Genomic DNA, 13,042 nt, shown 5'->3' with positions numbered 1-13,042 from the left:
TCCAATGTAGCGGCCGGTAGCGTTGACGGGACGACCAGAGGAGGAACCCGTGCGGAAGTTCATGTTCAGCGGTGCGGTGTGGAGTTCGATCATCAGCGGCTACAGCGTGGTCCAGACCACCCGGCAGGGTCCGCGCGACTGGCGCCTCGCGTTGACGTGGGTGGCGTGGCTCGCCACGACGATCGTCGCGATCGGGACGGTCGTCGAGGACGACCGAGCGATCAAGGCCCGCCAGCCGTAGGTCGCGGCTCGACCGACATCAGGACGGGAGGCGCGGTGCTACCGCGTCTCCCGTCCCTGTTGGTCCGTCCGGACCGGTCAGCGCTCCGACTGCGGGATGCCGGACGTCTGGATCGGCCCCGTGAAGAGCGCCGCACGGTCGTCCTGGTCCGGTGTGAACAGCGCGGAGTCCGCCGCGGTCGACGCCGCGCGCCGTCGTGGCGCAGCGACCTCGTCCACCATCAGCACCCGCTGGACCGGCAGTGCGTCGGGGTGGGTGCGCTGGATCCAGTCGACGAGCTCCTCGCGGATGTAGCAGCGCAGGTCGAACAGTGACGGCGCGTCGTGCGAGGTCGCGAGGACGCGGACGCGCACGGAACCCTGTACCGCGTCGGTGACCTGCAGCACCTTCACCCGTCGGTCCCAGAGTTCGGTGCGGTCGAGGATGCGGTCGAGCTCGGCCCGCATCTCCCCCGGCCGGACGCGCCAGTCGAGGTCGAACTCGACGGCACCGAGCAGCTCGCTGTTGGTCCGGGTCCAGTTCTCGAACGGCGTGCTCGTGAAGTAGGTCGAGGGCAGCACGAACCGTCGGTCGTCCCACAGGTGCACGACGACGTAGGTCAGCGTGATCTCCTCGATGCGTCCCCACTGCTGCTCCACCACGACGACGTCGTCGACACGGATCGAGCCGGAGAACGCGAGCTGCATGCCGGCGAACACGTTGCCCAGCGTCGACTGCGCGGCGAGCCCGGCGATGACGGAGATGAGCCCCGCCGACGCCAGCACGCTCGCCCCGGCTGCCTCGACCCCGGGGAAGGTGAGCAGGATGGCGCCGACGCCGATGATGACGAGCACCGCGACGGTCAGCCGTCGGATCACGAGCACCTGCGTGCGGATGCGTCGGGCCTGGCGGTTGTCCGGGACGTCGATGCGGAAGCGGTGCAGGCCGAGGTCCTCGAGGAAGATCGCGATCTGGCACGCGAGCCAGGTGCCGGCGGCGATGGTGGCGATGAGGAAGCCGTGCGACACCGGTGCGCGCCACGGGAAGTCGTCCGGTCGGTCCGGGACGCTCGTCACCCACGCGACCCAGAGCAGCACGACGAGCAGCTCGGTGCGGAAGGGGTGCTTCGCGCGCCGGGAGAGCACACCCGCCCAGCGTTCCCGGCGCGCGATCGCGCGGAGGGCGAGGTGGAGGACCAGCGCGGCGGCTGCGGTGGTGAGCAACGCGACACCGGTCGCGACGAGGAGCCGGAGGAGGATGTCCATCGCCCCATCGAAGCAACGGACGACTGGCGTCTTTCAGGGCGGCCCCCATCTGCACCGCGGGCGGCGCGGGGCCGGGCCGGCACCGCGCCTCCTGGGAGTGCCCGCTACTTCGTCGACGTGAGCGAGTCCACGTAGTCGCGGTGCTCGGATGCCCACTTCTCGGTGATCGCGGGGTACTCGCTCGTCTTCGCACCGCTGTTCACGAGCGCGTTCTCGAGCGAGTAGAGCGTGTCGGAGTCCATCTCGAAGTCCCGCATCCACTTCGATGCCGTCGGGAAGTCGTCCTCGATGGAGCGCTTCGCGATGGTGTGGATCTCCTCGTTCCCGCCGAGGGCGCCCTTCGGGTCCTCCAGGTCCTTGATCGGGAAGGCGTCGTACGCCCAGTGCGGACGCCACAGCGTCACGACGACGTCCTGCTTCTTCGCGATCGCGGCCTTGAGGTCGGCGAGCATCGCCGGCGTCGAACTCGTGACGAAGTCCATCCCGCCGAGGCCGTACTGCGGGATCACCTCGTCCTGCACGACCTTCGTCTCACCGGCGGCGGGCTCGATGCCGACGATCCTGTTGCCGAAGTCCGAGGCCTTGGACGCGAGCTCGTCGATCGAGTCGATGTCCGAGTACTCCGGGACGGCGAGTTCGAGCGACGCCTGCTCGTTCCACGCGCCGAGGTCCTCGAGGTCCTTGCCGTACGTGTCCATGTACTCCTTGTGCGTGTTCGGCAGCCAGGTGTCGAACACCACGTCGTAGTCACCGGAGGCGAGGCCCGTGTACGCGGGCGCGACGTCGGAGTTGGTGAGCTGGACGTCGTAGCCCTTCTGCTCGAGGACGTACTTCCAGAGGTAGCTGGCCGCGGTGTCCTCGTCCCAGCCGTTGAAGACGACGACGTGCATCGACTTCTGGTCGCCGTTGTCGAGCGTGCCGGTCGCGCCGTAGTAGCCGGGCGGCATGCAGGCGGACAGGCCGAGGGCGGTGGCGGCGGCGAGGGCTGCGGCCGCGATCGATCGCTTCGCGCTCGTCGCGCGGTTCGTGGGGGTGCGGTTGCGCTTCATGGGGTGGTCCTTCCTCACGCGTCGACGGTCTGGCGGTCGGTGGCGGCGGTCGCGCCGGGCCCGTCCGGCGTGGCGGCGGTCTGGGCGGTCACGGCGTTCGGCGTCGCGGTCGCGGTCGGCTTCCGCTTCCGTCCGAAGATCCGGGAGGCGCGGGTCGAGTCGCCGCCGAGCGCTGCGGTCAGGCGGTCCAGCAGGATCGCCAGCACCACGACCGACAGGCCGGCCTCCGCGCCGAGACCGACGTCGATGCGGTTCAGCGAGGCGACGATCTGCTCGCCGAGTCCCCCGGCGCCGACCATGCCCGCGATGACGACCATCGAGAGCGACAGCATGATGACCTGGTTGACCCCGGCCATGATGCTGGCCTTGGCGAGCGGGAGCTGGATCTGGCGGAGGATGCGCCACGGGCTCGACCCGAACGCGGCACCGGCCTCGACGACCTCGCCAGGGACCCCGCGGATGCCGAGCTCGGTGAGCCGGACGCCCGGGGCCATCGCGAAGACGATCGTCGCGACGATGCCGGGCACGACGCCGACGCGGAACAGGAGCAGCGCCGGGATGAGGTACACGAAGGCCGGCGTGGTCTGCATGAAGTCGAGCACCGGGCGGATGATCCGGCTGGCGGTGTCCGAGCGGGCGGCCCAGATGCCGAGCGGGATGCTGAACACGACGGCGAGGCCCGCCGCCACGATCACGAGCGCGAGGGTGTCCATCGCGTTCGTCCACTGGCCGACGCTCACGATGAAGAGCAGACCGACGGCGGCGCCGAGCGCGAGCTTCCAGCCCTTCGCGACGAACGCCAGCGCCACGAGGATCGCGACGACCACCCAGAACGGCGGCGTGGAGAGGAAGTACTCCATCCAGGCGTCCATCCACGTGAAGACGTAGCGGACGACGTCGAAGAAGCCGGAGAGGTAGGTGGTGATCCAGTCGACGATCGCTGCGACCCAGGTGCCGAGCGGCAGGTGGAAGTCGCCGAAGGAGTTCGTGCCGGGGGTGATCATGCGTGGTCTCCTTCGGTGACGGGCTCGCCGGGGCCGGGCTCGTCCGTGACGGCCGGCGTCTCGCCGGTCGCGGCGAGGGTCGAGTCCATGTCGGAATCACTGATGCGGGTCACCGGCTCGAGCACCGGGATCGGCATCGTCGCCGTGGGCACGTTGCCGAGGGCGGCGAGCAGCGTGACGCGCGGGACCACCCCGAGCAGGCGCCCCTCGTCGTCGACGACGGCGATCGGCAGCGGCGACTCCACCGCGAGTTCGAACAGGTCGGTGAGCGCCGTGTCCGGTGCGACCCGGGCGTACTCGGAGTTGACGATGGCGTCGAGGTTCGTGTCGCCCGCCTTGACCTGGCGCATGACGTGCCGGTCGCGGACCCAGCCCTCGAGCTTCCGGCCACGTCCGGTCACGAAGACCGCGGCCGTCTGCAGGTCGCGCATGGTCCGGAGTGCGCCGCGCGGCCCGACGGTCAGCGGGACGGCGGCACGAGCGGGTTCCATGACGCTGGACGCGGTGAGTACACGGGCGCGGTCGACGTCCTGCACGAACTGGGCGACGTAGTCGTTCGCCGGGTCGGTGAGGATGTCCTCCGGCGATCCGATCTGGACGATCCGGCCGTCGCGCATCACGGCGATGCGGTCGCCGAGGAACATCGCCTCGTTGAGGTCGTGCGTGATGAACACGATGGTCTTGCCGAGACGCTGCTGCAGGTCGACGAGCTGCTCCTGCATCTCGCGGCGGATGAGCGGGTCGAGGGCGCTGAACGCCTCGTCCATGAGCAGGACGTCGGTCTCGGCGGCGAGGGCGCGGGCGATGCCGACGCGCTGCTGCATGCCGCCGGAGAGCTCGTCCGGCTTGGCGTCGGCCCAGACGTCGAGCCCGACCAGGCCGATGACCTCGCGGGCCTTGGCGAGCCGGGTGGTCTTGTCCACGCCGTTGACCTCGAGACCGTAGGCGACGTTCTCGAGCACCGTGCGGTGCGGCAGCAGCGCGAAGTGCTGGAACACCATCGAGACACTCGTGCGGCGGATCTCCCGGATCTCCGTCGGCGTCGCCTTGGTGACGGTCCGGCCGCCGATCTCGACGGTTCCGGCAGTCGGCTCGAGCAGCCCGTTCAGCATGCGGATGAGGGTGGACTTGCCCGAGCCGGAAAGGCCCATGACGACGAAGATCTCGCCGGGGCGCACGTCGAAGGACGCGTCGATGACGGCGGCCGAACCGAGGTCACGGACCTCGTCACGGGTTGCGCCGGCGGCGAGGCGGCGGACCGCTTCGCCGGGTCGGCGGCCGAACACCTTGTAGGCGCCGTGCACGCGCACGGCCGGGACGTCGGCGGGGTGGTCCGGCGTGACGGCACGCCGGTCCTGGGGTGGTGCGATGGTCAACGGTGCTCCTCGCGGGACCGCGGCGCGAAACGGCGCACAGCGGTACCGGTGGTTGCGGACGGGTCGCCCGGCACCGTGTTCGGCGGCACCGCGTCGAGCCCGCGCGGGGGCGCAGGGCGAGCGATCACGCACGCGGGGGTCGTACTCGGGACGACCCCGGTCCGGCCGACCGTACGGCCCCCGCCGTGCTGCTGCGGTGGACGCGTCCTGATCGTCGGTGTCCCCTGAAGGGACGTTCAACGCTATCGACGGTTGTCCCCCATCGCGAATCCAGGTCCGCCGGAAACCCGGCGCAGTCGTACCCCGATCACGGCGTGTCGCCCACCAGAGCGGGGATCGACATCGTGACCGGCTCGTTACTTTCCAGGAGACTCGCATCGTTGTGTGCCACCCCGGTTCAGCACACCTGTAGCGTGTCGCGCATGACAGCGCAGAACGACACCGGCGTGGACCGCGCGCCCGCGAACGACTTCTCGCACGAGCAGGAGGGCTACCAGCACGGACTGAAGCCCCGGCAACTGCAGATGATCGCCATCGGCGGCGCGATCGGCACCGGGCTCTTCCTCGGCGCGGGTGGCCGCCTGCACAGCGCGGGCCCGGCCCTGGCGGTCGTGTACCTCGTGGCGGGCATCTTCGCGTTCTTCATCCTCCGTGCCCTCGGCGAGCTCGTGCTGCACCGCCCCTCGTCCGGGTCGTTCATCTCCTACGCCCGCGAGTTCTTCGGCGAGAAGTTCGCGTACGCCGCCGGGTGGATGTACTTCCTGAACTGGGCGATGACCTCGATCGTGGACACCACCGCCGTCGCGCTCTACCTGCACTACTGGGCCGGACCGCGTGCCGTCCCGCAGTGGGCGCTGGCGCTCGCGGCGCTCGTCGTCGTGCTGGCCGCGAACCTCGTCGCCGTGAAGGTGTTCGGCGAGCTGGAGTTCTGGTTCGCGATCATCAAGGTCGCCGCGCTGGTGGCCTTCCTCATCGTCGCGCTCGTCTGGCTCGTGTTCGCGTTCCCGGTGGAGGCCGGTGGTGAAGCGGTCCGCACCGGCTTCGGCATCTGGGCGGACAACGGCGGCCTCTTCCCGACCGGCCTGCTCCCGGCGGTCCTCGTCGTGCAGGGCGTCGTGTTCGCCTACGCCGCGATCGAGCTCGTCGGCACCGCCTCGGGCGAGACGCAGAACACCGAGAAGGTCATCCCCCGTGCGATCAACTCGGTCGTCCTCCGCATCGCGGTGTTCTACGTCGGGTCCGTTGTCCTCCTCTCGCTGCTCCTGCCGTACACGTCGTACAAGGACGGCGTCAGCCCCTTCGTGACCTTCTTCTCGTCCATCGGGAACCCGCAGGTCGGCCAGGTCGTCGGCTCGATCATGAACTTCGTCGTGCTCACCGCAGCGCTGTCGTCGCTGAACGCCGGGCTCTACTCGACCGGTCGCGCTCTGCACTCGATGGGCATGAACGGCTCCGCCCCGAAGTGGACGACGAAGATGTCCAAGGGCGGCGTGCCGTTCGCCGGCATCCTGCTCACCTCGGCGTTCACGCTGGTCGGCGTCATCCTCAACCTGTTCGTCCCCGAGCAGGCGTTCGAGATCGCCCTGAACATCGCCAGCCTCGGCATCATCACCGCCTGGGGCACGATCATCCTCTGCCAGATGAAGCTGCGGTCGTGGGCGAAGCAGGGCCTCGCGAAGGAGCCGTCGTTCAAGCTGCCCGGGGCACCGTACACGTCCTGGCTGACGCTGGTGTTCCTCGCGACCGTGATCGTGCTCATGGCAATCGACTACCCCATCGGCACCTACACGATCGCGTCGCTCATCATCGTGATCCCGCTGCTCATCCTCGGATGGTTCCTGCAGCGTGACCGCATCCTCCGCATCGCGTCACTCCGCTCGGGCATCACCGGTCCGTACCCGGTGACCGGTCGGGACCCGGCGAACCAGGTCCGTCGGGGCGGCAACGGCCCGGACGTGTCCTCGGGCCCGGACGGCGGGTCGGACGACCAGCGGTCCTGATCCCGGGGGGCTCCCGGTCCGTCGCCCTGGCCGCGCCCGGTCTGTCGCCCCGGGGCAGCGGTAGGAGTATCCGCAGAACGCGACCCCACGCTCAGGGCGTGCGGGAGGGTCCGGCACCCGTCGGTACGATCGGCGGGTGCCGGACCCGTCTGTCTCCCCCACGCTCGACCTGCAGCTCACCTGGCGCGGCACCTTCGGCCGTGTCCGCGTGTTCCACGATCGGGTCGTCGCCGAGACCAGCTACGAGCGGGACGCCCTGGTACCGGTCCCGATGGACACCGTGCGTGGATGGCGGATCGAGCCCTGCGACTTCGACGCGGTGTGTCTCGAGTTCGTCACGCCCGACGAGACCTACCGCGTGCTGCTCGACACCACGGACGAGCGGGTCGCCGGGCTGGCACTCCGCCGGGTGCTCGGCCAACCGTTGCCGCCTGCTTCCTGATTCCCCTACGGACCCCGACGACCGTCGTGCATCGCACGCTCACGGCCAGGAGGGCCGAGCGGTACCGTCCGCGACCCGGCGCGCCCACACCGCGTCGAGGTCGGCGACGTGCGAAGCGTCCAGCTGGATCGCACCGGCGGCGACGTTCTCGGCCAGGTGCCCGGCGTCGGACGTCCCGGGGATGAGCAGGACGTCCGGCGCGTGCTGCAGCAGCCACGCCAGGCCGAGCTGCGCCGGAGTGACCCCGAGCTCACCCGCGATCCGTACGACGACCGGTTCCTCGACGACCTTCGGCAGCCCCGGGAACGCCCCACCGAGCGGGAAGTACGGCACCCAGGCGATGCCCTCGAGCACGCAGCGGTCGAGGAGCGCCTCGTGCTCGCGGGCGACGAGCGAGTAGGCGTTCTGCACGCACACGATGTCCGCCGCCAGCGCGCGCTCGAGCACCGGGCCCGACACCGCGCTCAGGCCGATCCCGCCGATGATCCCCTCGTCACGCATCGAGATCATCGCTGCCAGCTGGTCCTCGACCTCCGCGAGCTGCTCCCCCTCGGCCAGGAGTCCGGGTCCGAGGTCCGCGCGGCGGAGGTTCACGACGTCGATCCGCTCACAGCCGAGGCTGCGCAGGTTGGCGTGCACCTGGGCGCGGAGCTGCTCCGGGCGCTGCGCGAGCGCGAGCGGCACGGGGCCCTGGACCCGGACCGCGCCGACCTTGCTCACGACGACCACGTCGTCGTCGGTCCCGAACGCCCGCCGGATCACGTCGTTCGCGACACCGTCGCCGTAGAAGTCGGCCGTGTCGACGTGGTCGACCCCGAGTTCCCGGGCGCGGTGGAGCAGGGCGACGCCGGCCTGGCGGTCGTCGGCGAAGCGTTCGAGCGCCATCGCGCCGTAGCCGATCCGCCCGACGGTCCGCCCGCCGAGCGTCGAGGCGCCGCCCGGGCGCCGTGTCTGTTCCTCGTGCATGTCGTCTCCGGTAGTGTTCGTCGAAGCGGAGGAACCTCCGCTTCGAACAGCATAAACGGAGGTGCCTCCGCTTTGTCCAGCGAGCCCGTGACGACTCCTCGTCGACCCCGTGCGGACGCCGCGCGCAACCGCCAGCGACTGGTCGACGCCGCGCGGACGGCCTTCACCGCACAGGGCGAGGACACCTCCCTCGAAGCGGTGGCACGAGCCGCGGGCGTCGGGATCGGCACGCTGTACCGGAACTTCCCGACGCGCGAGGACCTCATCGCCGCCGTCTACCGTGCCGAGCTGGACGCGGCGCTCGCGACCGTCGACGATCTCCTCGCCCCCGGAGCCGGTTCGGGCAGCCGCAACGCCGCCGACGCCTTCCGCGCCTTCGCGGGCCGGTACGCCGAGTTCGTCGTCACGAAGCGGGGGCTCGCCGAGACGGTGCGGGCGGGCGCACTCCGCGGGACCGCCGAGGCCGCGGGGACCCGCGAGCGGGTGAACGCGGCCGTGCAGCGGTTCCTCGACGCGGGCAGCTCCGACGGCTCGCTCCGACCCGATCTGCTCGCCGACGACGTCACGGCCGCGCTCGTGGGCATCCTGCTCTCGACCCGGGACGCCAGCGACACCGCGCAGACCGGCCGCCTGCTGGACATCCTCGTCGCGGGACTCAGCCGCCCTGCGGTGCGTACTGCGTGACGCGGAACGTCGCGCCCTGCGGGTCCTGCAGCTCCGCCGCCCGGGTCCAGAACCCGTCCCACGACCCGAGCACCCGGCCACCGAGCCGTTCGGCGAGCGCCGCAGCGCCGTCGCGGTCCGCCACGCTGAACGACACGTGCCAGTCATCGACGCCGAACTCGGACGGAGTGAGGGCAGCGATGACGTCGGCGAACCCGTCCGGCGCGCCGACCTGACGCTCGTGGATGCCCGGGTCCGACGTGGCCGCGAGGTGGTCGCCGTACCCGGGCAGGCGGATCATCGCGCTCGGGCCTTCCTCGATGTCGGAGACCTGCCAGCCGAAGAGTTGCTCGTAGAACGCGATCGCCCGCTCCGGCTCGGTCGAGCGGAGGTCGCTGAACACCCATCCACCGGGAGCGTTGATGTGCTGGGCGCCGAGCCGGGCGCGTGCCTGCCAGAGCCCGAACGCAGCACCGCGGGGGTCGAAGCAGTCGACACTGCGACCGGCCGCTCCCCCGGGTCCGGCGTCCTCTGCGGGACCAACGCTGCCGCCGAGCTCCGTCACGCGACAGGCCACGGCGTCAGCGTCGTCGACCGCGATGTACGTGCGCCACGTGGCTCGCTCGTCGCTCGACGCGACAGCACCGACCTCGTGGCCGTCGACCGACACGATGCGGTACGAACCCGGAGCCCCGGGCGGCAGGCGCTCCTCGAAGTCCCACCCGAACAGCCCGCCGTAGAAGGCCTGGGCCGCACCCGGATCGGGCTGTCGGGCATCGATCCAGCTGGGGACGCCCTGGGGGTAGGTGCGCGGGGTCTGGTCGGTCATCGTCGCTCCTGGGTCGGCCGGCGCGGGGCCGGATGCACCAGGTCTACCGCGGACCACCGACGCCGCCGCACCGCGACTCAGTCGTCGGTGTCGACCTCGTCCGTGACGACCTCGCCGGTGCCCGCGTCGATGCGGACGCTGTGCTTCGTGCCCGACGCATCACGGACGTCGCCCTCCCAGACGACCTTCCCGAGGTGGTCGTCGAGCCCGAGCTCGGTGATCGCGCCGGCGTGCAGGTCCTCGAACCGGCCGACCGCGTCACCCACTGCGAGGTCGGCCGCGCTCGTGAAGCGCTCGTTCTCGGCACGGTCGTCGGCGTCCGAGGTCTCGGTGCGCGGCGACCCGGTCACCGCCGTGCCTGCTTCGTTCGTGTGCACCTCGTGCTCGGTGCCGTCGTCGGTCACGACCAGCACCTCGTAGGCGGTGCCGTTCTGCTCCTGCTCGACCGAGATCACGGTGCCCGACTCCACGGCGTCGCGGGCGGTGGCGACGGCTGCGCGCAGGGCATCGTTCGACGCTGCGGTGGCGCCGCTGGACGCCGACCCGGACGAGGACGACGACGACGTGGACGATGCACCGTCGGACTGCGCCGAGGAGCATCCGACGAGGGCGAGGGACGCCACGAGCGGCACGGCTGCGAGGCCGACGACGCGACGGGTGGAGCGGGCTGCGGTGGTGCGGAGTGCGTTCATGCTGCCAGGGTCGGGGACGGGTGCTGAAGCAGGCCTGAAGCCCCCTGGTCAGCCACCGAGTGCGATGCGGACCGCGAAGCGAGCCCCGCCGAGCCTCGAGTCCGTCACGACGACGTCGCCGCCGTGGGCGCGGACCGCGTCCCGGACGATCGCGAGACCGAGCCCCGCCCCGCCCGCGTCACGGCTGCGCGCGTCGTCGAGCCGGACGAGGCGCTCGAACACACGGTCCCGGTCGGCCGCGGGGATCCCCGCCCCGTCGTCGTCCACCGCCAGGACGGCGTACCCGTCCTGCGCGACGAGCGCCACGACCACGCGAGCCGAAGCATGGCGGACGGCGTTGTCGACCAGGTTCCGGACCACGGCGGCGAGGAGCCGTTCGTCCCCGAGGACCCGGGCTGGGCCGATCCCGGAGCCGTCGACGTGGACCGACCCGGTCGGCTCCGCCTCGAGCGACCGTCGTGCCCGCGCGACCGCGTCGAGTGCCAGGTCGTCGAGGTCGACCGCACGCCGGAGGCCCACGTCGCCCTCGTCGAGCCGCGAGAGCTCGAGGAGGCCGGTCACGAGGTCCTGCAGCCGGAGTGCCTCGGAGCGCACCACCTCGGACAGCTCGACGACGTCAGCGCGGTCGGGGTGCGCCGCAGCGACCTCGGCGTGCTGGCGGATGGTCGCGATCGGTGACCGGAGTTCGTGGGAGGCGTCGGAGACGAACCGCCGCTGCCCGGCGGCGGAACGGTCGAGCCGGTCGAGCATGGTGTTCATGGTCGTGGCCAGCCGGGCGATCTCGTCGCCGGTGTCCGGCACCGCGACCCGGGCGTCCGGCCGTGCCGCGCGGATCGTCTCGACCTCGGTGCGCATGCGTTCGACCGGACGGAGCGATCGACCGGTCACCACCCACGTCACCGCCCCCATCACGACCACGAGCACCGGGACACCGACGGCCAACAGCGCGACCGCGGCACCGACCGCCGCGTCGGCCTGGTCGAGGGAGACTCCGTAGACCAGCGTCGCGTCCCCACCTCCGGGCAGGTCGACATCGTCCGCGACGAGCAGCCACCGCTCGCCGTCGTGGGTCCAGTGGGACTCGTCGGCCGTCGGGAGCGCCGGTGGATCGGCGTCGTCGCCGTGGGCGAGGACGGACCCGTCGTCGCTGACGACCTGCACGAGGACGTCCTCGTACCCGCTCACGACCGCCGCGCCGTCGGCCTCGACCCGCGCCGAGGCCTGCTCGAGCCCCGACTCCGCAGCGGTCCGCACCCCGTCGAGGAGGACGAGGCGCAGCACGACGACGAACGCCGCCGCGCCGACGAGCAGCGCCGCGAGCACGACGATCACGGCCCCGAGGGTGGTCCGCGCCCGGACGGACCGGAAGCGCGGACGACCGCCGTCAGCCACCGTCCGCCGCCAAGCGGTAGCCGGCGCCGCGCACCGTCTCGATCGCGGTGCGACCGAACGGCCGGTCGACCTTGCGACGCAGGTGCCCGACGTAGACCTCGACGATGTTCGGGTCGCCGTCGAAGTCGACGTCCCACACGTTCTCGATGACGTCCCGCTTCGAGCAGACCTCGCCGGCGCGACGCGCCAGGAACTCGAGGACGGCGAACTCGCGACTCGTCAACTCGACGGGCGTCGACCCGCGGGACACCGTCCGGGCGGCCGGGTCGACGACGAGGTCGCCGAGCGTCAGGACCGCGGGGCGCTCGCGGGCACCGCGGCGGACCAGTGCGCGCAGCCTCGCCACGAGGACGGGGTGCGAGAACGGCTTCGTCACGTAGTCGTCGGCTCCGGCGTCGAGGGCCTCGACCTGGTCCCACTCGCCGTCCTTCGCCGTCAGCATGAGGACGGGCGTCCAGTCGCCGTCGGCACGGAGCTGCGCACACACGGCCCAGCCGCTGAGGCCCGGCATCATGAGGTCGAGCACGATCACGTCGTAGCCGAACTCGCGCGCGTGCCAGAGCCCGTCGACGCCGTCATGGGCGACGTCGACCGCCCACCCCTCGGCTTCCAGCCCTCGGCGCACGCCGTCGGCGAGCCGCACCTCGTCGTCGACCACCAGGACACGCATCCCCCGATCCTGCCGCGCGCCGCTGAAGCAGGCCTGAAGCGGAGCCTGGACGCGACCGCTCACGGGCCAGGAGGCGCGATGCGGCCTGGCACCGCGCCTCCTGGCCGTCATCGGGGCGCGTTCAGGGTCCGAGCGCCGCGACCGCGGCGGATCGAGGATCGCAGATCCCCGCTCAGACGAGCAGGAGGATCCCCGCGACGACGGCCGCGACGGCGATCGCCAGCGCGATGAGCAGCAGCACGAGGTGCACGGTGTAGAACGTCGTCGGCTTTCCGGCGGCGTCGCGCGCGCGGGAGTCCTTCGCGACCCGCTGGAAGAAGCGCGGCCAGGTGATGACGTTGAAGACGGCACCGATGAAGAGGACGAGGGCTGCGAAGACGGTCACCCACCGATCCTAGACACCGCGCCGTGGCGGTCCGGACGCCGTGGCGCTCGACCCGCGCCCCGCTGTGGTCGTCGCGCCCCGAGGAGCCG

The 13,042-nt window shown here is 71.4% G+C and carries 14 protein-coding genes; 4 read left to right on the top strand and 10 right to left on the bottom strand.

Annotated features, from left to right (window positions below; all coding sequences use genetic code 11):
* Nucleotides 1-49: 49 nt before the first annotated feature.
* Nucleotides 50-241, top strand: coding sequence for a hypothetical protein (locus Q7F20_RS08265; protein ID WP_305739633.1), 192 nt, complete (start codon nt 50-52; stop codon nt 239-241).
* Between the two features lie 77 nt (nt 242-318).
* Here the strand turns inward: Q7F20_RS08265 and Q7F20_RS08260 are convergent, their stop codons facing one another.
* The 4 genes from Q7F20_RS08260 to Q7F20_RS08245 form a co-directional block, all read right to left on the bottom strand.
* Entirely contained in the window at nt 319-1,485 is a 1,167-nt protein-coding gene (locus tag Q7F20_RS08260; RefSeq protein ID WP_305739632.1) for a mechanosensitive ion channel family protein, read from the bottom strand.
* 104 nt (nt 1,486-1,589) lie between these two features.
* Entirely contained in the window at nt 1,590-2,534 is a 945-nt protein-coding gene (locus Q7F20_RS08255; RefSeq protein ID WP_305739631.1) for a glycine betaine ABC transporter substrate-binding protein, read from the bottom strand.
* A gap of 14 nt (nt 2,535-2,548) precedes the next feature.
* Nucleotides 2,549-3,538, bottom strand: coding sequence for a proline/glycine betaine ABC transporter permease (locus Q7F20_RS08250; RefSeq protein WP_305739630.1), 990 nt, complete (start codon nt 3,536-3,538; stop codon nt 2,549-2,551).
* Nucleotides 3,535-4,908 carry a glycine betaine/L-proline ABC transporter ATP-binding protein gene (locus Q7F20_RS08245; protein ID WP_370871641.1) on the bottom strand — a complete coding sequence of 458 codons (1,374 nt, stop codon included), beginning with the start codon at nt 4,906-4,908 and terminating at the stop codon, nt 3,535-3,537. The genes Q7F20_RS08250 and Q7F20_RS08245 overlap by 4 nt, the downstream gene beginning before the upstream one ends.
* 428 nt (nt 4,909-5,336) lie before the next feature.
* On the opposite strand from Q7F20_RS08245, the gene Q7F20_RS08240 reads away from it, so the two are divergent.
* On the top strand, nt 5,337-6,914 hold the full coding sequence (locus Q7F20_RS08240; RefSeq protein ID WP_305739629.1) for an amino acid permease: 1,578 nt from the start codon (nt 5,337-5,339) through the stop codon (nt 6,912-6,914).
* A 136-nt stretch (nt 6,915-7,050) separates the two neighbouring features.
* On the top strand, nt 7,051-7,356 hold the full coding sequence (locus Q7F20_RS08235) for a hypothetical protein (protein WP_305739628.1): 306 nt from the start codon (nt 7,051-7,053) through the stop codon (nt 7,354-7,356).
* Nucleotides 7,357-7,395: 39 nt separating this feature from the next.
* Here the strand turns inward: Q7F20_RS08235 and Q7F20_RS08230 are convergent, their stop codons facing one another.
* Nucleotides 7,396-8,322 (bottom strand): aldo/keto reductase, encoded by a 927-nt coding sequence (locus Q7F20_RS08230; RefSeq protein WP_305739627.1) that lies wholly within the window; start codon nt 8,320-8,322, stop codon nt 7,396-7,398.
* Between the two features lie 72 nt (nt 8,323-8,394).
* Between Q7F20_RS08230 and Q7F20_RS08225 the strand changes: the two genes are divergently transcribed.
* Nucleotides 8,395-9,006 (top strand): TetR/AcrR family transcriptional regulator, encoded by a 612-nt coding sequence (locus Q7F20_RS08225; protein WP_305739626.1) that lies wholly within the window; start codon nt 8,395-8,397, stop codon nt 9,004-9,006.
* On the opposite strand, the gene Q7F20_RS08220 is transcribed toward Q7F20_RS08225, so the two are convergent.
* From Q7F20_RS08220 to Q7F20_RS08200, 5 genes are all read right to left on the bottom strand, one after another.
* Nucleotides 8,978-9,814 carry a VOC family protein gene (locus tag Q7F20_RS08220; protein ID WP_305739625.1) on the bottom strand — a complete coding sequence of 279 codons (837 nt, stop codon included), beginning with the start codon at nt 9,812-9,814 and terminating at the stop codon, nt 8,978-8,980. The two genes, Q7F20_RS08225 and Q7F20_RS08220, sit on opposite strands and share 29 nt — an antisense overlap.
* Nucleotides 9,815-9,891: 77 nt before the next feature.
* Nucleotides 9,892-10,506: a PepSY domain-containing protein gene (locus Q7F20_RS08215; protein WP_305739624.1), complete on the bottom strand. Its 615-nt coding sequence runs from the start codon at nt 10,504-10,506 to the stop codon at nt 9,892-9,894.
* A 48-nt stretch (nt 10,507-10,554) separates the two neighbouring features.
* Nucleotides 10,555-11,838, bottom strand: a complete 1,284-nt coding sequence (locus tag Q7F20_RS08210) for a cell wall metabolism sensor histidine kinase WalK (protein ID WP_305739623.1) — start codon at nt 11,836-11,838, stop codon at nt 10,555-10,557.
* Between the two features lie 52 nt (nt 11,839-11,890).
* Nucleotides 11,891-12,568, bottom strand: coding sequence for a response regulator transcription factor (locus tag Q7F20_RS08205; protein ID WP_305739622.1), 678 nt, complete (start codon nt 12,566-12,568; stop codon nt 11,891-11,893).
* Nucleotides 12,569-12,740: 172 nt separating this feature from the next.
* Nucleotides 12,741-12,953, bottom strand: a complete 213-nt coding sequence (locus Q7F20_RS08200; RefSeq protein WP_305739621.1) for an SCO4848 family membrane protein — start codon at nt 12,951-12,953, stop codon at nt 12,741-12,743.
* Between the last annotated feature and the right edge of the window lie 89 nt (nt 12,954-13,042).

Source organism: Curtobacterium sp. A7_M15 (assembly GCF_030705415.1).
Lineage (GTDB): Bacteria > Actinomycetota > Actinomycetes > Actinomycetales > Microbacteriaceae > Curtobacterium.
Note: the sequence above shows the minus strand (reverse complement) of the source record. Positions and strands in the feature narration are given on the sequence as shown.